The following is a 23,084-nucleotide window of genomic DNA, read 5'->3' as shown; positions in this document are numbered from 1 at the left end:
CCGGCTGCCACCGCCCCGGCTCCGGTGGCCCCGGCCGCCGCGCCCGCGCCCGTCGCCGCCGCGCAGCCGGCCCCGGCGCAGGCCAAGCCCGCCGAGAAGCCGACGCCGCCCGGTGCGCAGGTGGTGCCGCTGCGCGGCATCGCCGCCAAGATCGTCGAGAACATGGACGCCTCGCTGGAGGTGCCGACCGCGACCAGCGTGCGCGCCGTGCCGGCGAAGCTGCTGTCCGACAACCGCATCGTGATCAACAACCACCTGACCCGCGGCCGCGGCGGCAAGGTCAGCTTCACCCACCTCATCGGGTACGCGATGGTGCGGGCGATCGGCATGCACCCCGAGATGAACAACCACTTCGCCGTGGTCAACGGCAAGCCGGCGCTGGTCAAGCCGGAGCACGTGAACCTCGGCATCGCGATCGACCTGGCCAAGCCCGACGGCTCGCGCAACCTGGTGGTGCCGTCCATCAAGGGCTGCGAGCAGATGGACTTCCGCCAGTTCTGGCAGGCGTACGAGGACGTGGTGCGCCGGGCTCGCAAGAACGAGCTGACCATGGACGACTACAGCGGCACCACGACCTCGCTGACCAACCCCGGCGGCATCGGCACCGTGCACTCGATCCCGCGCCTTATGCAGGGCCAGAGCGCCATCATCGGCGTCGGTGCGATGGAGTACCCGGCGCCGTTCTCCGGGATGAGCGAGCAGCAGCTGGCCGACATGGCCGTCAGCAAGATCATCTCGCTGACCAGCACCTACGACCACCGGGTCATCCAGGGCGCGCAGTCCGGCGAGTTCCTCAAGGTCATGCACGAGCTGCTGCTCGGCGAACACGGCTTCTACGACGAGATCTTCACCGCGCTGCGCATCCCGTACGAGCCGGTCCGCTGGGTGCGTGACATCGCGCACACCTCCGAGGGCCAGATCGACAAGGCCGCGCGGGTCATCGAGCTGATCCACTCCTACCGGGTCCGGGGCCACCTGATGGCCGACACCGACCCGCTGGAGTTCATGATCCGCAAGCACCCGGACCTGGACGTGCGCCAGCACGACCTGACCCTGTGGGACCTGGACCGCACGTTCCCGGTCGGCGGCTTCGCCGGCAAGGACGTGATGAAACTGCGCGACATCCTGGGCGTGCTGCGCGACTCCTACTGCCGCCGCGTCGGTGTGGAGTACATGCACATCACCGACCCGGAGGAGCGCAACTGGATCCAGGCGCGGGTCGAGCGCAAGTACACCAAGCCCAGCCCGGAGGAGCAGAAGCACGTCCTGGGCCGGCTCAACGCCGCCGAGGCGTTCGAGACCTTCCTGCAGACCAAGTACGTCGGCCAGAAGCGCTTCTCGCTGGAGGGCGGCGAGTCGCTGATCCCGCTGCTCGACGAGATCCTGCAGGCCTCCGCCGAGGGCGGCCTGGACGAGGTCGTCGTCGGCATGGCGCACCGCGGCCGGCTCAACGTGCTCGCCAACATCGTCGGCAAGCCGTACGAGAAGATCTTCGGTGAGTTCGAGGGCCACCTCGACCCGAAGACCGCGCAGGGCTCCGGCGACGTGAAGTACCACCTGGGCTCGACCGGCAAGTTCACCTCGCCGGACGGGCAGTTCACGACGACCGTGTCGCTGGCCGCCAACCCGTCGCACCTGGAGGCCGTGGACCCGGTGCTGGAGGGCATCGTCCGGGCCAAGCAGGACCGCCTCGACCTGGGCCTGCACGGATACACCGTGCTGCCGCTGCTGATCCACGGCGACGCCGCGTTCGCGGGCCAGGGCGTGGTCGCCGAGACGCTGAACCTGTCCCAGCTGCGCGGCTACCGCACCGGCGGCTCCGTGCACGTGGTCGTCAACAACCAGGTCGGCTTCACCACCGCCCCGGAGTACAGCCGCTCGTCGCTGTACAGCACCGACGTCGCGCGCATGATCCAGGCGCCGATCTTCCACGTCAACGGCGACGACCCCGAGTCGGTGGTCCGCGTGGCACGGCTGGCGTTCGAGTACCGCCAGGAGTTCAACAAGGACGTCGTCATCGACATGGTCTGCTACCGGCGGCGCGGTCACAACGAGGGCGACGACCCCTCGATGACCAACCCGCTGATGTACCAGATCATCGACACCAAGCGCTCGGTGCGCAAGCTGTACACCGAGGAGCTGATCGGCCGCGGCGACATCACCGTCGAGCAGGCCGAGGAGGCGCTGCGCGACTACCAGACGCAGCTGGAGACGGTGTTCAAGGCCACCCGCGACGCGGTCGCCGGGGTGTCCAGCCGGCTCACCCGGGCCCGCGAGGTGCTGCCGGAGCCGGCCGTCGCCACCGCGATCCCGACCGATCTGGTCCGCCGCATCGGCGAGGCGCACACCGCGCTGCCCGAGGGCTTCACCCCGCACAAGCGCATCCAGCAGCTGCTGGACAAGCGCGCGAAGATGGCGGTCGAGGGCGACATCGACTGGGGCTTCGGCGAGATCATCGCGTTCGCCTCGCTGCTGGCCCAGGGCGTGACCGTGCGCCTGTCCGGCCAGGACTCGCGCCGCGGCACGTTCGTGCAGCGGCACGCGGCGATCGTGGACGCGCAGACCGGTGCGGACTTCCTGCCCGCCACCGCGGTGGCCGCCGACGACGCCCGCTTCCACGTGCAGGACTCGCTGCTGTCCGAGTACGCCGCGCTGGGCTTCGAGTACGGCTACTCGGTCGAGGACCCCGACGCGCTGGTGCTCTGGGAGGCGCAGTTCGGCGACTTCGTCAACGGCGCCCAGTCGGTCATCGACGAGTTCATCAGCTCGGGCGAGGTCAAGTGGGGCCAGCGGTCCAGCCTCGTGCTGCTGCTGCCGCACGGCCACGAGGGCCAGGGCCCCGACCACACCTCGGGCCGCCCGGAGCGCTGGCTGCAGCTGGCCGCCGAGGACAACATGCGCATCGCCATCCCGTCGACCCCGGCCAGCTACTTCCACCTGCTGCGCCGCCAAGCGCTGTCGAGCAAGCGCAAGCCGCTGGCCGTGTTCACGCCGAAGTCGCTGCTGCGCCACCGCCTCGCGGTGTCGTCGGTGGCCGACTTCACCGAGGGCACCTTCCAGCCGGTGATCGGCGAGACCTCGCAGCTCGACGCGGCACAGGTCAAGCGGGTCCTGATGTGCTCGGGCAAGGTCTACTACGACCTGGTCCAGGCGCGGCAGGAGCGCGGCGTCACCGACACCGCGATCATCCGCCTGGAGCAGCTCTACCCGCTGCCGGTCGACGAGCTCAAGGCGGAGCTGGCCAAGTACGGCTCGGCCGAGGACTTCTGCTGGGTGCAGGAGGAGCCGGCCAACCAGGGCGCGTGGTCGTTCGTCGCCCTGAACCTGCTGGAGCACCTGGACGGGGTGCGCATGCGCCGCATCTCCCGCCCGGCCGCCGCGGCTCCGGCCGTGGGCTCCACCAAGCTGCACGACGTCGAGCAGGCGGCGCTGCTGGAGGCGGCACTGCCCCGCTCCTGAACACAGAGCGATCGAACACAGTGATGACCGCCGTCCCCGGCCCGCAGGCGCGGGGCGGGGACGGCGGCTTTTCCGGAGGATCCCATGTACTTCACCGACCGCGGCATCGAAGAGCTGGTCGAACGCCGGGGCGACGAGCAGGTCACCCTGGAGTGGCTGGCCGAGCGCCTGCGCGACTTCATCGACCTGAACCCCGAGTTCGAGACCCCCGTCGAGCGCTTCGCCACCTGGCTCGCCCGCCTCGACGAGGACGAGGAGTAGATCGCCGGTTAGCCCGGGTACGGCGCGTCGGACCGCAGCCACGCCGTACGGTATGACTGTGGCTCGTGGCGTATATGTGACCGGCGTCGAGGCGGGCGGCGGCAAGTCTGCCGTGGCGCTGGGCCTCGCGGAACTGCTCAGCAGACGGGTGCGCAGGCTGGGGGTGTTCCGCCCGCTGACCCGTGACGACGGCGAGACCGACCCGATCGTGGCGCTGCTGCGCAGCCGATACGGCACCGTCGGCGCGGCCGGGCCGAGCTACCAGCACGCGTCGGAGCTGCTGGGCGCGCACCGGGCCGACGACCTGGTCGGCGAGATCCTGGAGCACTACCACGCGCTGGAGCGCTCCTGCGACGCGGTGATCGTCGTGGGCACCGACTTCGGCCGCACCCTGGGCGAGGGACACGACGAGCCCGCCCTGCCCGAGGAGCTGCAGCTCAACCTGCGCATCGCGGGTGAGCTGGGGGCCTCGGTGCTGCCCGTGGTGAACGGGCACCGGCGCGACTCCGGCGACATCGCCGACGCCGTGCGCGCCGCCTATTACGCCTGCGACGAGCTGCCGGTGCTGGCGGTGATCGCCAACCGGGTCGCCCCGGGCGCGGACTCGCGGCTGCCGTCACTGCCGGTGCCGGTGTACGCCATCCCGCAGTTGCCCTCGATCGCCGCCCCGACGGTCGCCGAGGTGGCCGCCGCGTTGCAGGCCACGCCGGTGCACGGCGCGACCCCGGGCGCGATGGCCCGGGACGTGGTCAGCGCCGTGGTGGGCGCGGCGTCGGTGCCGACCTTCCTGGAGCACCTGCGGGACAACTGCCTGGTGGTGACGCCCGGCGACCGGGCCGACCTGATCGTGGCCACGTTCGCCGCGCACCTGGGCGGCCAGGCCGCGGTGTCGGGGCTGCTGCTGACGCTGGGCGTGGAACCCGACCCGCGGGTCGTGGCGCTGGTCAGCCGGTTCCGGGTGGAGTTGCCGATCTTCACGGTGCCCTCGGACAGCTATGACACGGTCGCCGCGCTGACCGGGCTGGAGGGCCGCCTGCGCGGCGACAACCAGCGCAAGGTCGACGCGGCGCTGGGCCTGTTCGAGTCGCACGTGGACTCGGTCGAGCTGGCCGGGCGGCTGGACCTGAGCCGGCCGGACCGGGTCACCCCGCTGATGTTCGAGTACGAACTGATCGAGCGGGCCCGTGCCGACCGCCGCCACGTGGTGCTGCCGGAGGGCGTCGAGGAGCGCATCCTGCGCGCCGCCGAGGCGCTGAACCGCCGTGGCGTGTGCGATCTGACCCTGCTCGGCCCGGTGGACGAGATCGAGCAGCGGGCCCGCGAGCTGGGCCTGGACCTGGGCGATGCGCGGCTGGTGAACCCGGCGGACGCCCGCTGGCGGTCGGAGTTCGCGACCGAGTACGCCCGGATGCGCGCGCACAAGGGCATGACCCGCGACATCGCGTACGACCTGATGACCAATGTGAACTACTTCGGCACGATGATGGTGCACACCGGCCGGGCCGACGCGATGGTCTCCGGCGCGGTGCATCCGACCGCGGACACCATCCGTCCCGCGTTCGAGATCATCAAGACGCAGCCGGGGGTGGGTGTCGCGTCCAGCGTGTTCTTCATGTGCCTGGCCGACCACGTGCTGGTGTACGGCGACTGCGCGATCAACCCGGATCCGACCCCGGAGCAGCTGGCCGACATCGCGCTGTCGTCGGCGGAGACGGCGGCCCGGTTCGGGGTGGAGCCGCGGGTGGCCATGCTGTCCTACTCGACCGGCGGCTCGGGGCAGGGCGCCGAGGTGGACAAGGTGGCGCTGGCGACCAAGCTGGTCCGCGAGCGCCGCCCGGACCTGCCGGTGGAGGGCCCGATCCAGTACGACGCCGCGGTCGACCCGAGCGTCGCCGCGACGAAGCTGCCGGGCAGCGAGGTGGCCGGGCGGGCCACGGTGCTGATCTTCCCGGACCTGAACACGGGCAACAACACGTACAAGGCCGTGCAGCGCTCGGCGGGCGCGGTCGCGGTGGGCCCGGTCATGCAGGGCCTGCGCAAGCCGGTCAACGACCTGTCCCGGGGCGCGACGGTGCGCGACATCATCTCCACGGTGGCCATCACCGCCATCCAGTCGCAGGTGGTCTCATGAAGATCCTGGTCCTGAACTGCGGCTCGGCCTCGGTGAAGTGGGGCCTCTACGTCGACGGCAAGTCCGTCGACGGCGGGCTGATCGAGCGGGTCACCGACTGCGCCCAGGCGGTGCGCGAGGTGATCTTCTCGGCGGACGTGTCCGACCTGGACGGCATCGGGCACCGGGTGGTGCACGGCGGGCTGCGCTTCACCACGCCCACGCTCATCGACGACGCCGTGCTGGAGGCGGTCACCCGGCTGGTCCCGCTGGCGCCGCTGCACAACCCGGTGAACCTGGAGGGCGTCCGGATCGCCCGGGAGATGCTGCCCGGGGTGCCCCAGGTCGCCGTCTTCGACACGGCGTTCCACCGGACCATCCCGCCGGCTCAGGCGATGTACGCCATCGACGTCGAGGTGGCCCAGGAGAACGGCATCGCCCGCTACGGCTTCCACGGCACGTCGCACGAGTACGTCTCGCGCCGCACCGCCGAGCTGCTCGGCCGGGACCCGGCCGAGGTCAACGTGATCACACTGCACCTGGGCAACGGAGCCAGCGCCTGCGCGGTGCGGGGCGGGCGCAGCGTCGCCACCAGCATGGGGCTGAGCCCGCTGGAGGGCCTGGTGATGGGCAGCCGCAGCGGCAACATCGACCCCGCCGTGGTGTTCCACCTGCACCGCGTCGCCGGGATGTCCTTCGAGGCCATCGACGACCTGCTGAACCAGCGCAGCGGCCTGAAGGGCCTGTGCGGCGACAACGACATGCGCGAGGTGCTGCGCCGTCGCGACGAGGGCGACGCCGCGGCCGAGCTGGCCTTCGACGTGTACTGCGAGCGCGTCAAGATGTACGTCGGCGGCTACTACGCGCTGCTGGGCCGGGTCGACGCGATCACCTTCACCGCGGGCGTGGGCGAGAACGCCGCCCCGGTCCGGGAGGCGTCGCTGTCGGGGCTCGGCACGCTGGGCATCGTGGTGGACGCCGACCGCAACGGGTCCGCCGCGCGCGGCGAGCGCCTCATCTCGCCCGACGGCGCGTTCCCGGCCGTCTGCGTCGTACCCACCGACGAGGAACTCGAGATCGCGAACCAGACCGCGGAGCTGCTGGCCCGCTGAGCCGCGGGCTCGTCACCGGACACGACGCGGCGGCGGGCCGGTCGGCCCGCCGCCGCGTGACGTGCGCTGCTCAGTCGGGGATCTTCAGGACCACGCCGACGTTGATCAGGTTCGGGTTGGCGATGTTGTTGGCCTTCGCGATCTTCATGTACTGCCGGCCGTCGCCGTAGTACTGCGCCGCGATGTCCCACAGCGTGTCGCCGGACTTCACCTTGTACGTGCGCTCGGCCTGCGGTGCGGGCGCCTTCGGCGTCGGGGCCGCGGGCTTGGGCGCCGCCGCTGCCGGGGGCGCGGGCTTGGGCGCGGCCGCCGGTTCGGTGATCGGCGGCGCGGCCGGCGGGGGCGCGGGGGCGGCCTGCGCCTGAGCCTGGGTCTGCGCCTGGGCTTCCTGCGCCTTCTTCGCCTCCTCCTCTTCCTTCTTCTTCTTGCCCCACTTGAACGGGTTCATGAAGCCCGCGGCCTCATGCTCCAGGTCGTCCAGGCGCCCCTCTTTGTCCTGCGGCTCGCTCATCAGTCCCCCCGTGTCTGTGATTGATCACGATGCCCGACGCCAGACTAGCGCCGTTTGAAACCGTTTCGGACTGGTTCGCCGGAACCGCGGATGGGGCAGAATGGCCTCCGTTCGTGATCACCGGTACGAAAAGAGGACCAGCATGTTCGCACTCCCCCTCGGCGACGGCGCAGAGCTGCGGCCGCTGGAGCCGTGGCAGGCCGAGGAGTTCCTGGCGCACATGGACCGCGCGCGGACCGACGTCGACCCGTGGATCCCGTGGGCGAGCCGCTCCACCGATCTGGACTCGGCTCGCGCCACCCTGCAGCGCTACGCCGACATGCAGGCCGCGGGCACCGGCCGCATCCTCGGCATCTGGCTGGACGGCACACTGGTGGGCGGCACCATGCTGTTCAGCGTCAACACCGAGTTCGGCAACGGCGAGATCGGGGTGTGGCTGGAGCCGGCAGGCCAGGGCCGGGGACTCATCACCCGGGCCTGCCGGGCGCTGCTCGACTGGGCGTTCCGGGAGCGCGGCCTGAGCCGCGTGGAGTGGCAGACCCGGCCCGACAACGCGCGCAGCCTGGCCGTGGCGGCCCGGCTGGGCATGACCCGGGAGGGCGTGCTGCGCGAGTCCTACCCCTACCGCGGCAAGCGGCACGACAGCGAGGTCTGGTCGGTGCTGGCCCACGAGTGGCCGCCCGCCTGAGGGCTTGCGTATCCTGATCGGACAGAGCATCATCGACAATGTCGATGATTTTCGCCGTCGACGAGCGAGTCTGGGGAGGATGCGTGCACGAGCCGACCACGCGGCCGGGCGCTGTCGGGCAGCGCGGCGAGCGAGCCGAGCAGAGTGCGGGTGGAGGCGGCCGGGGGGCGTACCCCCGGGTCTCGCCCTGCCTGCACTGCGCACGCCCGGTGCTGCGCGACAACGACGCCCGCTGGATCCACGCGGATCTCAGCTACGTCTGCCGCGACCCGTGGGGCGGGCTGACGGCGACCACCGCGGAGCCGGCGCCGACCCCGCGGGTCTGAGGCGGCGACCTCAGGCCTGGTGGTCGAGCACGATCTTGCCGAAGCCCGCGCCCGCGGCCAGCCGCTCGAACGCCCCGCGCGCGTCGGCGAAGTCGAAGACGGTGTCCACCACCGGCGCGATCTGCCGGGCGGCCATCAGCTCCAGCAGCGCCGCCAGCTCGTCGCGGGTGCCCATGGTCGAGCCGACGACCTCCTGCTGCAGGAAGAAGATCCGGCGCAGGTCGACCGTGGCCAGGTGCCCGGAGGTCGAACCGGACACCACGATGCGGCCACCCGGCTTCGTGCTCTTCACGGAGTGGTCGAAGGTGGCCTCGCCGACGGTCTCCACGACCACGTCGACGCGCTCGGGCAGCCGCTCGCCCGGGGCCAGCACGGTCGCGCCCAGCCCGGCGGCGCTCTCCCGCTTGGCGGCGTCCCGACTGGTCGCGTAGACCCGCGCACCGAGCGCCTGGGCCAACACCACGGCCGCGGTGGCCACGCCGCCGCCCGCGCCCTGCACCAGCACGCTGCCGCCGGCCTGCAGCCGTCCGCGCGTGGTGAGCATGCGGTACGCCGTGAGCCAGGCCGTCGGCAGGCACGCCGCGTCCGTCCAGGTCATGCCCTCGGGCTTGGGCACCAGGTTGCGCCGCGGCACGGTCACCAGGTCCGCGAGGGTGCCCTGGTGGCGCTCGGAGAGCAGCGAGCGCTTCGGGTCCAGCGTCTCGTCGCCGTCCCCGGCCGCCGGATCCCCGACCACCGCGTGCACGACGACCTCGTTGCCGTCCTCGTCGACCCCGGCGGCGTCGCAGCCCAGGATCATCGGCAGCTGCTCCGCGGACAGGCCCACGCCGCGCAGCGACCACAGGTCGTGGTGGTTGAGCGCGCTGGCCATCACCCGCACGGTGGTCCAGCCCTCGGCGGCCGGCGGGTCGGGCCGCTCGCCCACCACGAGTCCCGCCAGGGGATTGTCCGGATTGATCGAGTCGGCATAGACGGCACGCATGGCCCGACGCTAACAGCCGACCCTCCCCCGTGCCGGACCACCCTGAGGGTCCGTTCAGGCGCGTACCACGCCCTCGCGGCGCGCGGCGTCGGCCACGGCGGCGGCCACCGCGGGAGCGACCCGCGGGTCGAGCGCGCTGGGCACGATGGCGTCGGCGGAGAGTTCCCCGGCGACCACGTCGGCGATGGCGGTCGCGGCGGCCAGTTTCATGCCCTCGGTGATCCGGGTCGCGCGGGCATCGAGCGCGCCGCGGAAGATGCCCGGGAAGGCCAGCACGTTGTTGATCTGGTTCGGGAAGTCGCTGCGCCCGGTGGCCACCACCGCCGCGTACCGCCCGGCCACGTCCGGGTGCACCTCGGGCGTCGGGTTGGCCAGCGCGAAGATCATCGCGCCGGGGGCCATCCCGGCCACCGCCCGCTCGGGGATCTGCCCGCCCGAGACGCCGATGAGCACGTCCGCGCCGTCCAGCGCCGCCTCGATGCCGCCGCTGACGCCGCCCGCGTTGGTGCGCTCGGCCAGCTCGGCCTTCGCCGAACCGGGCACCAGGTCGGCCCGCCCGGCGTGGATCGCGCCGCGCGAGTCGCACACGATCACCGCGGACGCCTCGACCCCGCCCGCGATCAGCATCTTCGTGACCGCGACCCCGGCCGCACCGGCCCCGGAGACCACCACGCGCAGGTCGCACAGCTTGCGGTCGAGCAGTGTCGCCGCGTTGCGCAGGGCCGCGAACACGACCACGGCCGTGCCGTGCTGGTCGTCGTGGAACACCGGGATGTCCAGCGCCTCGACCAGCCGCCGCTCGATCTCGAAGCAGCGCGGCGCGGCGATGTCCTCCAGGTTGATCCCGCCGAAGCTGGGCGCGAGCGCCTTGACGATCGACACGATCTCGTCGGTGTCCTGGGTGTCCAGGCACACCGGCACCGCGTCCACGCCGCCGAACTGCTTGAACAGGACGGCCTTGCCCTCCATCACCGGCATCGCGGCACGCGGGCCGATGTTGCCCAGGCCGAGCACGGCCGAGCCGTCGGTCACCACCGCGACGGTGTGCCCGACCCAGGTGTAGTCGTCCATCAGGGCCGGGTTCTCCGCGATCGCCTCGCACACCAGCGCGACGCCGGGTGTGTAGGCGAGGGAGAGGTCTTCTCGGGTATTCAGGGGCACCGTACTGACGACGGCCATCTTGCCGCCCCGATGCCGCTCGAAAGCTGGATGATCCACTTTGGACTCCCACGATGACAACGCACACGAGCCGGTCGGTTCAACGACGGGTCAGCGTTGACACGGCGCGGCGAGGTCACGGGGTTCTCCCGAGGTCAGGAGTCTAGACCCGGGTCCACACTTGATCAACGATCGGGGCCGCCGGTCGTGGAGCATTTCACACCTGGTGGGGACCGTGTCCGGTTCATGTTCGGTCACTCGTCGGCCACCACGGCGCGGCGGCCCAGCCGACCCGGGCGCGGCCAGTACCGGCACACCACGCGGCCGAGCACGTCGGCCACGCCGTACGCCCGGGAGTCGTCGGCGATCAGGCCGTTGTCCCCGATCAGCCACCAACCGCCGTCCTGTGCCCGCCGGACCCGCTTGACCACCAGCAGGTCGGGTCGGGACCGGAAGCGCGCGACGACCACGTCGCCCGACCGCACCGGCCGGCCGCCGCGGCGCACCAGCAGCATGTCGCCGTGGCGCAGGGTCGGCGCCATGGACGGGCCGTGCACGAGTACGGGAAACAGCGGCCAGCGCAACAGAGCCTCCTCGGCGGAGTAGGGTCGCAAGGGGATCATTGTCCCGTTCAGACCACGTACCTCATGGAGGATCCCGATGCAGTTCTTGAAAGGACGCAGCCTGAAGCCGCGCACGGTGGTCAGTGCTCACTGCGACCTGCCGTGTGGCGTCTACGACCCGGCCCAGGCCCGGATCGAGGCCGAGTCGATCAAGGCCATCTGCGAGAAGTACCAGGCCAACACCGACCCGGAGTTCCGCACCCGGGCGCTGGTCATCAAGGAGCAGCGGGCCGAGCTGGTCAAGCACCACCTGTGGGTGCTGTGGACCGACTACTTCAAGGCTCCGCACTTCGAGAAGTACCCGAACCTGCACCAGCTGTTCAACGAGGCCACCAAGCTGGCCGGCGCCGGCGGCACCAAGGGTCAGGCCGACCCGGCGGTGGCCGAGCAGCTGCTGGGCAAGATCGAGGAGATCTCCAAGATCTTCTGGGAGACCAAGCAGGCCTGAGCCTGGACGTCAGCGCCGACGTATGCCGGGTGGCCCGGACGGCCACCCGGCATCACCGGACGACGAGCGCGCACAACCGCCCGGCTATGAGCTAGGCTCCGCGCGGGGGGTTGGGCCAGGTGAGTCAGATTCTGCAACCGGCGGCGACGGCGCTTACCGACAACGTCGTCGCTGTCACCGTGCCTGCCGACGGCGGCTGGCTGGGTGTGCTGCGCACGGCGACCGCGGGGCTGGCCGCCCGGCTGCGCTTCGCCGGCGACAAGATCGAGGACCTGCGCATCGCCGTGGACGAAGCCTGCGCGATGCTGCTGGTCATCGCCCCGCCCGGCGGGCAGTTGCACTGCCGCTTCGAGATCGGCGACACCGAGCTGACGGTGGCGATCTCCGCACCGGTCAACGGCAAGCGGAAACTCCCGGACAACTCCGCGTTCGCCTGGAAGGTCCTCAGCGGCCTGACCTCACGCGTCGACGCCGAGCAGACCGACGGCCGCGCCACCATCCGCCTGGTCACCGAACTCCCCACCGCCTGACCCGCCCCGAATCCCGCGCCGGGCCGGGCCGGCAGGGACCGGCGAGGCCCCGACCAGGAGTCGGTCAGCGGGGGTTCCAGCCGAGCCAGCGGGTGGTGGCGGGGGCAAGGATCAGGGCCATCACGGCCAGCGCGCCGAGCAGGACGGTCCAGCCGAGCTGGGGCATGCCACCGTTGATCATGAAGTAGGCCGGGGCGCAGAGCATCAGCTCCAGCGCGAGCGACGGCCCGCGGGCGCCGGGCCGGCGGCGGCTCAGCGCGCGGGCGAGGCCGCCCAGGCTGCCCGCGATGACCAGCGCGAACACCGTCACCCCGAGCGCCAGCCGGAGGTCGGCCGCGTCCGCGGTGAGGTCGGCGTAGATCAGCATCGCGCCCAGCACGGTGACCGCCAGCGTCTGCAGCCCCATCAGCGCCACCGCGCCGTACAGGGTGGCGGGCGGACGGGCGGCGGTCGTTTCGGCGGCGGACATGAATGACACCCTAGCGAATCGCCGGTGGCCACCGTCTCGCCGCGTGCGGGTGCCGTAACGCGAGGTCACCGCACCCGGTACATTCCCGGTCATGCGAGGTCTGCTCGTCGTCAACCCCAAGGCGACCACCACGTCCGCCCGAACCCGGGACGTGCTGGCCGGTGCCCTGCGCAGTGAGATGGAGCTGACCGTCGGCTTCACCCGCCGCCGCGGGCACGGCTTCGACCTCGCCCGCGACGCGGCCACGGGCGGCGTCGACGTGGTCGTCGCGCTGGGCGGCGACGGGACCGTCAACGAGGTCGTCAACGGCCTGATGGCGGCGCAGCGAGGCGCGGACACCCCGGCCCTGGCCGTGGTGCCCGGCGGCTCGACCAACGTCTTCGTGCGCGCCGTGGGCCTGCCCCGGTACGCGGTCGACGCCACCTCGGTGATCCTCAAGGCGCTCCGCCGCGGCACCAGCCGCCGGGTCAGCCTGGGCCTGGCCGACGACCGCTACTTCACCTTCTGCGCCGGCCTGGGCCTCGACGCCGCGGTGGTGCGCCGGGTGGAGCAGGCGCGGCGCAAGGGCCGCCGGTCCACCCCCGGCCTCTACCTGCGCTCCACCCTCGGGCAGTACTTCGTCGAGGGCCGGCGCGCGCCGGGCATCACCCTGGAGGAGGACGGCACGGAACCCGCCGAGGGCCTGGCGAACGTGATCGTGCAGAACACCGCGCCCTGGACCTATCTCGGGGACCGGCCGATCCACGCCAGCCCCCGCGCGTCGTTCGACAGCGGGCTCGATGTGCTTGCGCTGCAAGCCCTCCACCTGCCGAGCACCCTCCATACGGTCACGCAGATGTTGGCCCACCAGCCGGACGACCCCGACGAACGGGGCGATGTCACCGGAAAGAAGATCATGGTGCGCCACGATCTGGCGGAGTTCGTCGTCCGTTGCGCCACCCCGCAGGCGTTCCAACTAGACGGGGACTACCTAGGTGAACGCGAAAAGGTGAAATTCACCGCTGTGCCCGGGGCACTGCGCGTAATCTGCTAAGAGTCGCTGTCGAAAGGCAGCGCGACGCAGATCTGTGTCAATGGGCACACGTGACACACGCTGGAAATACTGGCGGCCTATTACGCCCCGTACTACATTGATCACTGACTGTCGGTTGGCGGGGGTCAGGGTAACGCCCGGTGATCCGGACAAAACGGTCGTGAGCTTGCTCACCCGTCTGTCCTAATTTCCGGCACCCCCCTTGACATCGCGGGAGTTCGTGAAAGCATTCACAAGCGTACCGAGCGCTGAACCTGTTGCTCCTACACGCGCTGCTGATTTCGGTAGCGGTCCGTAACCAAGTGGATCGCATCCAAATCGCTTCACGCGCGTTCGCATACAGAGAAGCCCGAACGTACCAAACCAAGCGTTAGCAATTTCCACTGCCATCACAAGGAGTGTTTCCGCCATGGACTGGCGCCACCATTCGGTCTGCCGCGACGAAGACCCGGAGCTGTTCTTCCCGATCGGGACGTCTGGCCCCGCACTGCTTCAGGTCGAGCAGGCCAAGAAGGTGTGCGGGCGGTGCCCCGTCTCCACCGAGTGCCTCAAGTGGGCGCTGGAGACCGGGCAGGACGCGGGTGTCTGGGGTGGGATGAGCGAAGAGGAGCGGCGCGCCGTCAAGCGCCGCGGCGGCCTTCGGGTCCGCGCACACTCGCTCTGAGCACCCGCGAAACCGCAACGCCTCACCGAAAACGTAGAAAGCCCCGAGCGCCGCTGCTCCGGGGCTTTTACGTTGTCCGGAACCCGACGCGCAGAGCGCTCTGAACGGTCTGTGAGCTGAGGCATACGCCCCGTGAAGACCTGCGGAAACCCGCTCAGACGGCCAGCAGGGCGCGCTGCGGCGCGACGGCGTCCACGCGATGCAGCACGAGCCGAACGAGCTCCCTCGACGCCCCCAGCGGGGCGGCCGCCCCGATCGCGCCCGCGGCACGGGCGTCTGCGACCACGGCTTCGTAGAGCCGGCCGGGCGCGAGGAAGTACGACGCCACCGCCACCCGGCGTGCCCCGCGGGCCCGCAGCGCCGCGACGGCCTCGCCGCCGGTGGGTGCGGCCGCGCTGGCGTACGCCGTGCCACACGGCACGCCCAGCCGCAGCGCGAGCGCCCCGGCGACCTCGTCGACCATGGCCCGGCCCGACGCCACGCTGGTGCCGGCCGCGGCGAGCACCACCGCGTCGTAGCCGGCCACCGACTCGTGCAGCCGGCGGATCAGACCCGCCAGCAGCGGCTCGGACACCTCGCCCAGGGTGTCGGCGATGACGCAGTCGAACCCGGCGACCTGGGCCGGCAGGTCCACCCGACCGTGGTAGGCCCGGGTCAGCAGCAGCGGGACCACCACGGGTGCGGGCTCCCCCGCCGCCCGCAGCGTGCCCAGCACGTCGGCCGGGCGCGGGTCGGCCAGTTCCAGGAACGCCACCCGCACGTCCAGGCCGGGGCGGGCGGCGGCGACCGCGCGGGCCAGGGCCCGGGTCGCCGCCTGCGCCCGCGGGTCGCGGGAGCCGTGCGCCACCAGCACCACGGGCGCTGCCGCGGTGCCGGCGGCCGCCGGATCAGGCCGCATGCAGACCGCACTCGGTCTTGTCGAACATGGCCCAGCGGCCGGCGCGGGCGTCCTCGCCGGGCTGGATGCGCCGGGTGCACGGCCAGCAGCCGACCGACCCGTAGCCCTGGTTCAGCAGCTGGTTGACCGGGATGTCGTAGCGGGCGATGTACTGGTCCACCTCGGGCTGGGTCCAGTTGGCCAGCGGGTTGACCTTCACCTTGCCGCGGGCCTGCTCGAAGTGGACCACGGGAGTGTTGGCGCGGGTCGGCGACTCGTCGCGGCGCAGGCCGGCGGCCCACGCGTCGTACCCGGACAGCGCGTCCTCCAGCGGCTTCACCTTGCGCAGGTAGCAGCACGAGTCCGGGTCACGGGAGTAGAGCCGCGGGCCGAAGCGCTCGTCCTGCTCCGCGACGCTGATCTCGGGGCGCACCGTCACCACGGTCACCGGGATGGTGCGGGCGACCTGGTCACGCACCCGCAGCGTCTCCGGGAAGTGCAGGCCGGTGTCGAGGAAGACGACCTCCACGCCGGGCACCACCCGCGCGGCCACGTGGGCCAGCACCGCGTCGGCCATGGAGCTGGTGACGCAGAAGCGGGGCCCGAACGTCTCGGCGGCCCAGCCGATGATCTCCTCGGCCGGCGCGCCCTCCAGCTCGGCTCCGGCACGGCTGGCCAGTGCCATCAGCTCGTCGGTGGAACGCCGCACGTCGACGGTCATTGCGTCACCCTCCCCAGCAGTCCGATCATCTTCAGCGCGAAAACCCTGCGACATGCTCGGCACTCCCACTGCCCGTGTGTGCTGGCGGGCTCTCCGTCCTCGTTCTCGGGACCCGCGTGCGGCCGGAGGAAGGCCTCCTCGCCGCAGAACGGGCAGTAGTACGGCACCGCACGTTGCGCACCCTCGCTCATCGCGCCGCCTCCGGCGTCGTGATGAGCCGAACGGCACCTACGCGCTCGCTCCGCTCGCTCATCGCGCCGCCTCCGGCGTCGTGATGAGCCGAACGACGCCCACGCGCCCGCTCCGCTCGCTCATCGGAGCTCGTCCTCGTCGACGCGGAGCACCCATTCCGCGAACGGCTCGGACGCGTCCTTGCGGCCGTCCAGGTAGCGGCGGGCGAGGCGCTCGGCGTACTCCGGCAGCTCCGCGGCGGTGGTCTTGAGGCCGCGCAGCTTGCGGCCGAAGTTCGGGTTCTGGCCCTGCGCCATGCTCAGGCCGCCGCCCAGGTGCACCTGGAAGCCCTCGACCATCTCGCCGTCCGGGCCGGGGACCAGCTGGCCCTTGAGCCCGATGTCGGCGACCTGGGTCCGCGCGCACGCGTTCGGGCAGCCGTTGACGTTGATCGAGATCGAGCCGTCGATCCGGCCGATCGTGCGCTCCAGGTGCTCGATGGTGCGCGCCGCGGTCGCCTTGGTCTCGACGATGGCGAGCTTGCAGTACTCGATGCCGGTGCAGGCCATCGTGTCGCGCCGCCACGACGACGGCCGGGCCTGCAGCCCGATCCCGTCCAGCGCCGCGATCAGCGACTCCACCTTGTCCTCGGCCACGTCGAGCACCAGCAGCTTCTGGTACGGCGTGAGCCGCACCCGGCCCGACCCGTGGGCCTCGGCGATGTCGGCGACCTGCGCCAGCACCGTGCCGCTGACCCGGCCCGCGACCGCCGCCGCGCCCACGTAGAACTTCCCGTCGCGCTGGCGGTGCACGCCGATGTGGTCGATGGGGTGCTCGGGCAGCTCCGGCGACGGGCCGTCGACCAGCTTGCGGCCGAGGAACTCGTCCTCCAGGATCTGCCGGAACTTCGCCACGCCCCAGTCCGCGACCAGGAACTTGATTCGCGCCCGAGCGCGCAGGCGGCGGTAGCCGTAGTCGCGGAACAGGCGCGCGACGGCGGCGTACACCTCGGCCACCTCGCCCAGCGGCACCCACGCGCCCAGGCGCTGGGCCAGCATCGGGTTGGTGGACAGGCCGCCGCCGACCCACAGGTCGAAGCCGGGCCCGTGCTCCGGGTGCACCACCCCGAGGAAGGAGATGTCGTTGGCCTCGTAAGGCACGTCGGCCAGCCAGGACACCACGGACTTGAACTTGCGCGGCAGATTGGACAGCGCCGGGTCGCCGATGTACTTCTCGACGATCTCGTCGATGGCCGGGGTCGCGTCGAGGACCTCGTGCTCGCTGATCCCGGCGACCGGGCTGCCGAGCACCACGCGCGGGGTGTCGCCGCAGGCCTCCGTGGTGGACAGGCCGACCGCCTCGATCTCGCGCCAGATCGCCGGCACGTCCTCGACCCGCACCCAGTGCAGCTGGATGTTCTGCCGGTCGGTGATGTCGGCGGTGTCCCGGCCGTACTTGGCCGACACGTTCGCGATCGCACGCAACTGGGCCAGGTCGAGCTGGCCCCCGTCGATGCGGATGCGGAGCATGAAGTACTCGTCGTCGAGCTCGTGCGGCTCCAGCACCGCGGTGCGGCCGCCGTCGATCCCGGGCTTGCGCTGGGTGTAGAGGCCCCACCAGCGCATCCGGCCGCGCAGGTCGGCGGGGTCGATCGAGTCGAAGCCGCGGTGGGCGTAGATGTTCTCGATCCGGGCGCGCACGTTCAGGCCGTTGTCGTCCTTCTTCGTGCGCTCGTTCGGGTTGAGGGGCTCGCGGTGCCCGAGCGCCCACTGACCCTCACCGCGCGGTTTGCGCGCGGCCCGGCCCGGGGTGGTGGCTGGCGTACTTGCCGCCGATGCTGCCATCGCAGCGTCCTCCTGTAGTCCAGTGAGCGAGGACGCGCCTATGCGCCAGCACCGCGGTCAGCGGTTGGGATTCAAAAGAATGAATGCTCCCGGCGCGTATGCGCGCCCGGGTTTCGAAAAAACGGACGGGCGCAGTCAGCCAGCCGGACAGATGGCGCTGCGCACGCGGCCGAAATCGATGTGGCGGCGGGCGGTGAGCCCGGGCCCCATCAGGCGGCGGTTCGCAGCGGCGGTCATGCAGTCACTTTCTCACGGCGGACAGTCCCGTGCCAATCACCGTTCGCGCAACGTCCCACATTCTGACCGGAGGGTGACGCAGATCGCTCTTTGTTAAAACGGGACTACCTGTCGCGTTTCGCCAGCGGCACGAACAGCAGGGCCTCCGTGCCGCCGCCGTCCCGGTTGCGCAGTTCGATGGTGCCGCGCAGCTCACCGGTGGTCAGGGTGCGGATGATCTGCAGGCCGAGCCGCTTGTTCGTGGTGGGGTCGAAGTCCTCGGGCAGGCCCCGGCCGTTGTCGGCGACGGTCACGTGCAGCTCCCGCTTGGCTCGGTTGACGTGCACGACCACCTCGGCCCCGTCGGCGACCTTGCCCTCCAGCGACTCGAAGCCGTGCTCGACGGCGTTGAGCAGAAGCTCGTTGAGCACCATGACCAGCGGCGTGGCGATCTCCGCGGGCAGCACCCCGAAGGTGCCCTCGCGGCGGGTGCGCACCGGGGACTCCGGCGAGGCGACCTCGGCGGCCGCGTTGGCGACCCGGTCCACGATGCCGTCGAACTCGACCGCCTCGTCGGCGGACATGGCCAGCGTCTCGTGCACCAGCGCAATGGAGGCGACCCGGCGCACCGACTCCTCCAGCGCGGCCCGCGCCTCCGGGTGGTTGACCCGGCGGGCCTGCAGGCGCAGCAGGGCCGCCACGGTCTGCAGGTTGTTCTTCACCCGGTGGTGGATCTCGCGGATGGTCGCGTCCTTGGTGATCAGCGCGCGGTCCCGGCGCTTGACCTCGGTGATGTCGCGGACCAGCACCAGCGCGCCGATCGGCACGCCCGCGGGCATCAGCGGCAGCGCCCGGCTGAGCACGGTGGCGGTGCGCGCCTCGATCTCCTTGCGCGGCGGCGCGTCCCCGCGCAGCGCGCCCAGGATGCGGTTGCTGGCCTCCGAGCCCTCCAGCGGGTCCTCGGCCAGCCGGTTGAACAGCGCGGCGAGGTCCTCGCCCACCAGGTGCGCGGAGAAGCCGAGCCGCCGGATGGCGGACTGCGCGTTGGGCGAGGCGTAGGTGACCTTGCCGCTGCCGTCCAGCCGGATCAGACCGTCGCCGACCCGCGGCGCGGACGTGGTCTCGCCCGGGTGGCGTACCGACGGGAAGGTGCCGTCGGCGATCATCTGGGCGAGGTCGTCGGCCGTGGTCAGGTAGTTCAGCTCCAGCTGGCTGGGCGTGCGCGCGGTGGACAGGTTGGTGTCCCGGCCCACCACCGCGATCACCGGGCCGGCCTCGCCGTCCTCGCCGCGCAGCCGGACCGGGATGGCCTCGTGCCGGGCGGGGGTGTCGCCGTACCAGACGGGGTCGCCCTCGCGCCAGATGCGGCCCTGCTCGCGCGCGACGCCCAGATGGGCCACCTCCGCGCCGCTGGAGATGCGCCCCACCTGGTCGTCCTGGTATGCCGTCGGCGCGGTGGTCGGCCGCACCTGCGCGACGCAGAGGAAGGACAGGCCGGCGCTCGGATCGCCCTCGACCGGCACCCACAGCAGCAGGTCGGCGAAGGAGAGATCGGAGATCATCTGCCAGTCGCCGGCGAGCCGGTGCAGGTGATCGATGTCGACCGGACCGAGCGAGGTGTGCTCCTCGACGAGTTCACGCAGCGTTGACACGCTGTCAGCCTCTCACGACGCGTGCTACAGCGTGGCGGTGACCTTCTTCAGGCCGCGGGGGGCGTCGGGGTCCTCGCCGCGGGCCAGTGCCAGCGACAGCGCGAGCTGCTGCAGCGGCAGGATCTCCAGCAGCGGGGCGTAGCGCTCGTCCACTGAGGGCACGTTCAGCAGCGCCTTCGCGCCGGGCACCGCCTCGGGGCCGACCGCGACGACGTCGGCGCGGCGCTCATCGAGGCGCGCCAGCACCTCGCGCATGGCCTGCCCGCCGAGCCCGGCACCCACCATGGCCAGCACCGGCACGTCCGGGTCGGTCATCGCGAGCGGCCCGTGCAGCAGGTCCGCCCCGGAGAACGCGAGCGCGGGCAGGTACGAGGTCTCCATCAGCTTGAGCGCGGCCTCGCGGGCCGACGGGTAGGCGTAGCCGCGGCCGGTGGTGACCATGCGCGCCGCGAACCGGTAGCGCGCGGCCAGCTCGGACGCGGTGGTGTCGGCCAGCGTGCGGGTGGCCAGCTCGGGCAGCTTGGCGAGGGCGGCCCGCTCGTCCGCGGGCAGCACGCCGTCGCCGGCGCGTACGCCCTCGATCAGCATCAGCAGCGCCATCAGCTCGGCGGTGTACGTCTTGGTGGCCGCGACCGCGCGTTCGTGCCCGGCGGCGACGTCCACGGACAGTTCCGCGGTCTGCGCCAGCACCGACTCGGGGTTGTTGGTCACCGCGAGGGTGAGCGCGCCGGACTCCCGGGCGACCCGCAGCACCTCGGCCAGGTCGGGCGAGCCGCCGCTCTGCGAGACGCCGATGACCAGGGCGTGCGACAGGTCGGGGCGGGCGCCGAAGACGGTGATCGCGCTCGGCGAGGCCAGCCCGGCGGGCAGGCCGAGGCGGATCTCGGTGAGGTAGGCCGCGTAGAGGGCGGCGTGGTCGGAGGTGCCGCGCGCGGTGAACACGACGTGCTGCGGGCGGCGCTCCGCGATCACCTTCGCCACCTGCGCGATGGCGCCGGCGTGCGCGGGCTCCAGCAGCGTCGCGTAAACCTCCGGCTGCTCGGCGATGTCGGCTGCCATTCCGGTGCCACGCTGGGCCATCTCTTTCTCCTACCACTTCGCCCTGGAGTGCTGCGCGAAATCGCGCGTTCGGTGCGCAGTCTTGCACGTTCATGCCCGCTGCGGCAACACAGTGCGCACTAATGAGCAGGGGCACACAGCTTGCCCGACCGGCTCTAGCCTGTCCGGGAACACGGCCCGTATCGGCGCCGCCGCTCAGGCGGTAGCGCCTGGGGGACCCCCACGTGTTCCGCGGACCGAGGAGATCACGTGGCCGACGGCGTCAACGACCCGCATCAGGAGGCGCTGGGCGAGCTCGCCCTGGCCGGCCTCGCGCTCGACGAGCACGACCTGGACCATGCGGTGAGCCACCTGTCCGTGGCGCTGGCCCACGAACCCGGCCTGCCCGAGGCGCACGAGCTGCTGGCGAAGCTGGCGGCGCGCTCCGACGACGGCGGCCTGGCCCTGTTCCGCCCCGGCGAGCGCGCGCCGGTGGGCCGGGTCGTCGCGTTCGCGCACGTGCTGGCCCGGCACGGCGGGTACGCCGACGCGCTCAGCCTGCTGGCGCAGGCGACCGTGCACAACCCTGGCCGGCCGTGGGCCGACGTCAGCTGGGTGCAGGCCCTGGACCCGCGGCTCGTCCCCGCCGACCGCCTGGTGCGGGTGCTGCTCGCGGTGCTGGGCGCGCTGCCCGATCCGGCTCCCGTGCCCATCGCCGCCGCCACCCGGCCGTACCTGGCCCTGGCCGAGCGGGCGCTGGCCGCATACCCGCAGGACGCGCTGCTGCACGGGGCGGCCTCCGGGGTGGCGCGGCGGCTGCGCGAGGTGCCGCTGGCGCTGCGCTGGGCACAGCGCGGGGTGGAGCTGGAGTCGACCAAGCTGACCGAGATGTGGTGGGGCAACGCGCTGCGCGCCGACGGCCAGCTGGCCGCCGCGGTGCGGGCGATGCGCGCGGCGCAGCGGCACGACCCCGACGACCTGTCGGTCACCTCGGATCTCGCGCTGTGGCTCACCGAGCTCGGCCACACCGCGGAGGCGCTGGAGCTGATCGAGCAGGCCCTGGTCAAGGACCCGTCGTACGACTGCGCCGTGCACACCGCGCACCGGCTGCGCTTCCAGTCCGACGGCGACCCGGACCACCTGGTCGCGCTGGCCGACTTCATGCGGGCCACCACAGACGCCAGCCACGAGCACCACGACCTGCAGCACTGCTGCGACGGGCTGCCCTGGCTGGGCTACGTGCCGGCGGCCGTCGAGGCGTGCGTCAACGCGCTGCGCCGGACCACCGACGAGCAGCGGACGCGCCCGGGCGAGCTGGGACTGTCCTCGATGGAGTCGCCCAGCGCGCTCGCCCTGCTGCGGCGGGCCTGGCCGGGCGTGGCCGTCTCGGCGAGCGAGCCCGGCCTGCCCGACCCGCGAGTGGCGCTGCGGCCGGGGATACGGCTGTGGGACTTCGACGGCACCCGGCCGACGCCCGCGCTGGACCCGCCGACGCCGACCGCCGGCCGGGAGGTCGCCGCCATGCTGCCGCTGGGCTGGGCGCCGCCGCCGATGGCGTACGACATGGCGGTGCGGCTGTCCGGGGTGCCGGTCGACGAGCTGCTCGCGGCGCTGGTGCACCCGCCGACCGCGACGGTCGAGACAGACCCCGACCAGGTCACCGTGCCGGAGCGGCGGCTGCAGGTGTGGGCCTGCCTCGGTCTGCTGCACCACCGCACCGGGGAGCCGTGGGCGACCTCGACCCGGCGGCGGCTGCTGGTGGAGATCGCCTTCGGCGCCGAGGACTGGACCACCGAGGCCGCCCTCTACGCGCTGGTCACCGCCGCCTGGGTGGACCCGTCCTGCCGGGCCGACGTGGCGGAACTGGTCGCGGCCAGGTTGCGGGCGCTGCTCGACGCCGGGCGCACCCGTGCGGTCACCATCGGGGCGTCGGTGGCCCAGCTCGCCTTCATCACTCCCGGCATGCCCGCCGCGGTGCGCACCCTCGCCCGGGAGCTGGCCCAGGACCAGTGGCCCGCGTCCACCGCGTACGCACCGGGCCCGGCGGTGCCCCTGCCCCGCCCCCGGCGGTCCTGGCTGGACCGGCTGCTCGGCCGCGGCTGAAGACGGCGAGGCCCCGTGCCGGCTGCAGATACAGCCGGGACGGGGCCTCGCGCAGGCGCGTGCGCGGTTCAGCTCGTCGCGCGTGCGC

At 72.1% G+C, this 23,084-nt stretch carries 21 protein-coding genes; 11 read left to right on the top strand and 10 right to left on the bottom strand.

Annotated elements, in window-relative coordinates:
- From F9C41_RS23730 to F9C41_RS23720, 4 genes are all read left to right on the top strand, one after another.
- On the top strand, positions 1-3,459 hold a 3,459-nt coding region (locus F9C41_RS23730; protein ID WP_155389013.1), incomplete at its 5' end, for a multifunctional oxoglutarate decarboxylase/oxoglutarate dehydrogenase thiamine pyrophosphate-binding subunit/dihydrolipoyllysine-residue succinyltransferase subunit.
- Between the two features lie 84 nt (positions 3,460-3,543).
- Entirely contained in the window at positions 3,544-3,720 is a 177-nt protein-coding gene (locus F9C41_RS40790) for a DUF6104 family protein (RefSeq protein WP_196279910.1), read from the top strand.
- Positions 3,721-3,772: 52 nt separating this feature from the next.
- Complete coding sequence (gene pta, locus F9C41_RS23725) at positions 3,773-5,851, top strand: phosphate acetyltransferase (protein ID WP_155389012.1); 2,079 nt, start codon at positions 3,773-3,775, stop codon at positions 5,849-5,851.
- Positions 5,848-6,942, top strand: a complete 1,095-nt coding sequence (locus F9C41_RS23720) for an acetate kinase (protein WP_155389011.1) — start codon at positions 5,848-5,850, stop codon at positions 6,940-6,942. Before pta ends, F9C41_RS23720 begins: the two co-directional genes overlap by 4 nt.
- A gap of 70 nt (positions 6,943-7,012) precedes the next feature.
- On the opposite strand, the gene F9C41_RS23715 is transcribed toward F9C41_RS23720, so the two are convergent.
- Positions 7,013-7,453 carry a LysM peptidoglycan-binding domain-containing protein gene (locus F9C41_RS23715; RefSeq protein WP_155389010.1) on the bottom strand — a complete coding sequence of 147 codons (441 nt, stop codon included), beginning with the start codon at positions 7,451-7,453 and terminating at the stop codon, positions 7,013-7,015.
- Between the two features lie 142 nt (positions 7,454-7,595).
- Here F9C41_RS23715 and F9C41_RS23710 point away from each other — a divergent pair, with 142 nt between their 5' ends.
- Positions 7,596-8,141, top strand: coding sequence for a GNAT family N-acetyltransferase (locus tag F9C41_RS23710; RefSeq protein ID WP_155389009.1), 546 nt, complete (start codon positions 7,596-7,598; stop codon positions 8,139-8,141).
- Between the two features lie 83 nt (positions 8,142-8,224).
- Positions 8,225-8,467, top strand: a complete 243-nt coding sequence (locus F9C41_RS23705) for a hypothetical protein (RefSeq protein ID WP_155389008.1) — start codon at positions 8,225-8,227, stop codon at positions 8,465-8,467.
- A 10-nt stretch (positions 8,468-8,477) separates the two neighbouring features.
- On the opposite strand, the gene F9C41_RS23700 is transcribed toward F9C41_RS23705, so the two are convergent.
- The 3 genes from F9C41_RS23700 to F9C41_RS23690 form a co-directional block, all read right to left on the bottom strand.
- The gene (locus F9C41_RS23700; protein ID WP_155389007.1) at positions 8,478-9,449 is read right to left on the bottom strand and encodes a zinc-binding dehydrogenase; all 972 of its coding nucleotides are present in this window, start codon (positions 9,447-9,449) and stop codon (positions 8,478-8,480) included.
- A 54-nt stretch (positions 9,450-9,503) separates the two neighbouring features.
- Positions 9,504-10,628: an NAD(P)-dependent malic enzyme gene (locus F9C41_RS23695; RefSeq protein WP_155389047.1), complete on the bottom strand. Its 1,125-nt coding sequence runs from the start codon at positions 10,626-10,628 to the stop codon at positions 9,504-9,506.
- Between the two features lie 233 nt (positions 10,629-10,861).
- Positions 10,862-11,221, bottom strand: a complete 360-nt coding sequence (locus F9C41_RS23690; protein WP_269058963.1) for a S24/S26 family peptidase — start codon at positions 11,219-11,221, stop codon at positions 10,862-10,864.
- 46 nt (positions 11,222-11,267) lie between these two features.
- Here F9C41_RS23690 and sodN point away from each other — a divergent pair, with 46 nt between their 5' ends.
- On the top strand, positions 11,268-11,678 hold the full coding sequence (gene sodN, locus F9C41_RS23685; protein ID WP_155389005.1) for a superoxide dismutase, Ni: 411 nt from the start codon (positions 11,268-11,270) through the stop codon (positions 11,676-11,678).
- A 119-nt stretch (positions 11,679-11,797) separates the two neighbouring features.
- Positions 11,798-12,208 (top strand): ATP-binding protein, encoded by a 411-nt coding sequence (locus F9C41_RS23680; protein WP_407924731.1) that lies wholly within the window; start codon positions 11,798-11,800, stop codon positions 12,206-12,208.
- A 64-nt stretch (positions 12,209-12,272) separates the two neighbouring features.
- Here the strand turns inward: F9C41_RS23680 and F9C41_RS23675 are convergent, their stop codons facing one another.
- Positions 12,273-12,677 (bottom strand): hypothetical protein, encoded by a 405-nt coding sequence (locus tag F9C41_RS23675; RefSeq protein WP_155389004.1) that lies wholly within the window; start codon positions 12,675-12,677, stop codon positions 12,273-12,275.
- A gap of 91 nt (positions 12,678-12,768) precedes the next feature.
- On the opposite strand from F9C41_RS23675, the gene F9C41_RS23670 reads away from it, so the two are divergent.
- The gene (locus F9C41_RS23670; protein ID WP_155389003.1) at positions 12,769-13,710 is read left to right on the top strand and encodes a diacylglycerol/lipid kinase family protein; all 942 of its coding nucleotides are present in this window, start codon (positions 12,769-12,771) and stop codon (positions 13,708-13,710) included.
- A 409-nt stretch (positions 13,711-14,119) separates the two neighbouring features.
- On the top strand, positions 14,120-14,374 hold the full coding sequence (locus tag F9C41_RS23665) for a WhiB family transcriptional regulator (RefSeq protein WP_120318209.1): 255 nt from the start codon (positions 14,120-14,122) through the stop codon (positions 14,372-14,374).
- A gap of 154 nt (positions 14,375-14,528) precedes the next feature.
- Here F9C41_RS23665 and F9C41_RS23660 read toward each other — a convergent pair whose 3' ends face one another.
- The 5 genes from F9C41_RS23660 to F9C41_RS23640 all read right to left on the bottom strand — a co-directional run bounded on the left by F9C41_RS23660 (position 14,529) and on the right by F9C41_RS23640 (position 20,914).
- Positions 14,529-15,272, bottom strand: a complete 744-nt coding sequence (locus F9C41_RS23660; protein WP_155389002.1) for a sirohydrochlorin chelatase — start codon at positions 15,270-15,272, stop codon at positions 14,529-14,531.
- On the bottom strand, positions 15,262-15,972 hold the full coding sequence (locus F9C41_RS23655; protein WP_155389001.1) for a phosphoadenylyl-sulfate reductase: 711 nt from the start codon (positions 15,970-15,972) through the stop codon (positions 15,262-15,264). Before F9C41_RS23655 ends, F9C41_RS23660 begins: the two co-directional genes overlap by 11 nt.
- 311 nt (positions 15,973-16,283) lie before the next feature.
- Positions 16,284-17,987: a nitrite/sulfite reductase gene (locus tag F9C41_RS23650; RefSeq protein WP_155389000.1), complete on the bottom strand. Its 1,704-nt coding sequence runs from the start codon at positions 17,985-17,987 to the stop codon at positions 16,284-16,286.
- A 341-nt stretch (positions 17,988-18,328) separates the two neighbouring features.
- Positions 18,329-19,855, bottom strand: a complete 1,527-nt coding sequence (locus F9C41_RS23645; protein ID WP_155388999.1) for a sensor histidine kinase — start codon at positions 19,853-19,855, stop codon at positions 18,329-18,331.
- A gap of 24 nt (positions 19,856-19,879) precedes the next feature.
- Positions 19,880-20,914 (bottom strand): SIS domain-containing protein, encoded by a 1,035-nt coding sequence (locus tag F9C41_RS23640; RefSeq protein WP_155389045.1) that lies wholly within the window; start codon positions 20,912-20,914, stop codon positions 19,880-19,882.
- A 249-nt stretch (positions 20,915-21,163) separates the two neighbouring features.
- Between F9C41_RS23640 and F9C41_RS23635 the strand changes: the two genes are divergently transcribed.
- Positions 21,164-22,996, top strand: a complete 1,833-nt coding sequence (locus tag F9C41_RS23635; RefSeq protein ID WP_155388998.1) for a tetratricopeptide repeat protein — start codon at positions 21,164-21,166, stop codon at positions 22,994-22,996.
- Positions 22,997-23,084 lie beyond the last annotated feature (88 nt).

Origin of the sequence: Catellatospora paridis (genome assembly GCF_009720365.1) — a bacterium.
Lineage (GTDB): Bacteria > Actinomycetota > Actinomycetes > Mycobacteriales > Micromonosporaceae > Catellatospora > Catellatospora paridis.
The sequence above is the reverse complement of the archived record's forward strand: the minus strand, read 5'-3'. Positions and strand labels throughout refer to the sequence as shown.

Bases quoted from the DNA above. Each gene is read 5' to 3' on its own strand.
- F9C41_RS40790 (WP_196279910.1), top strand. From the start codon at position 3,544: ATGTACTTCACCGACCGCGGCATCGAAGAGCTGGTCGAACGCCGGGGC.
- pta (WP_155389012.1), top strand. From the start codon at position 3,773: ATGACTGTGGCTCGTGGCGTATATGTGACCGGCGTCGAGGCGGGCGGC.
- F9C41_RS23720 (WP_155389011.1), top strand. From the start codon at position 5,848: ATGAAGATCCTGGTCCTGAACTGCGGCTCGGCCTCGGTGAAGTGGGGC.
- F9C41_RS23715 (WP_155389010.1), bottom strand. From the start codon at position 7,453: ATGAGCGAGCCGCAGGACAAAGAGGGGCGCCTGGACGACCTGGAGCAT.
- F9C41_RS23710 (WP_155389009.1), top strand. From the start codon at position 7,596: ATGTTCGCACTCCCCCTCGGCGACGGCGCAGAGCTGCGGCCGCTGGAG.
- F9C41_RS23700 (WP_155389007.1), bottom strand. From the start codon at position 9,449: ATGCGTGCCGTCTATGCCGACTCGATCAATCCGGACAATCCCCTGGCG.
- F9C41_RS23695 (WP_155389047.1), bottom strand. From the start codon at position 10,628: ATGGCCGTCGTCAGTACGGTGCCCCTGAATACCCGAGAAGACCTCTCC.
- sodN (WP_155389005.1), top strand. From the start codon at position 11,268: ATGCAGTTCTTGAAAGGACGCAGCCTGAAGCCGCGCACGGTGGTCAGT.
- F9C41_RS23675 (WP_155389004.1), bottom strand. From the start codon at position 12,677: ATGTCCGCCGCCGAAACGACCGCCGCCCGTCCGCCCGCCACCCTGTAC.
- F9C41_RS23670 (WP_155389003.1), top strand. From the start codon at position 12,769: ATGCGAGGTCTGCTCGTCGTCAACCCCAAGGCGACCACCACGTCCGCC.
- F9C41_RS23665 (WP_120318209.1), top strand. From the start codon at position 14,120: ATGGACTGGCGCCACCATTCGGTCTGCCGCGACGAAGACCCGGAGCTG.
- F9C41_RS23660 (WP_155389002.1), bottom strand. From the start codon at position 15,272: ATGCGGCCTGATCCGGCGGCCGCCGGCACCGCGGCAGCGCCCGTGGTG.
- F9C41_RS23655 (WP_155389001.1), bottom strand. From the start codon at position 15,972: ATGACCGTCGACGTGCGGCGTTCCACCGACGAGCTGATGGCACTGGCC.
- F9C41_RS23650 (WP_155389000.1), bottom strand. From the start codon at position 17,987: ATGGCAGCATCGGCGGCAAGTACGCCAGCCACCACCCCGGGCCGGGCC.
- F9C41_RS23640 (WP_155389045.1), bottom strand. From the start codon at position 20,914: ATGGCAGCCGACATCGCCGAGCAGCCGGAGGTTTACGCGACGCTGCTG.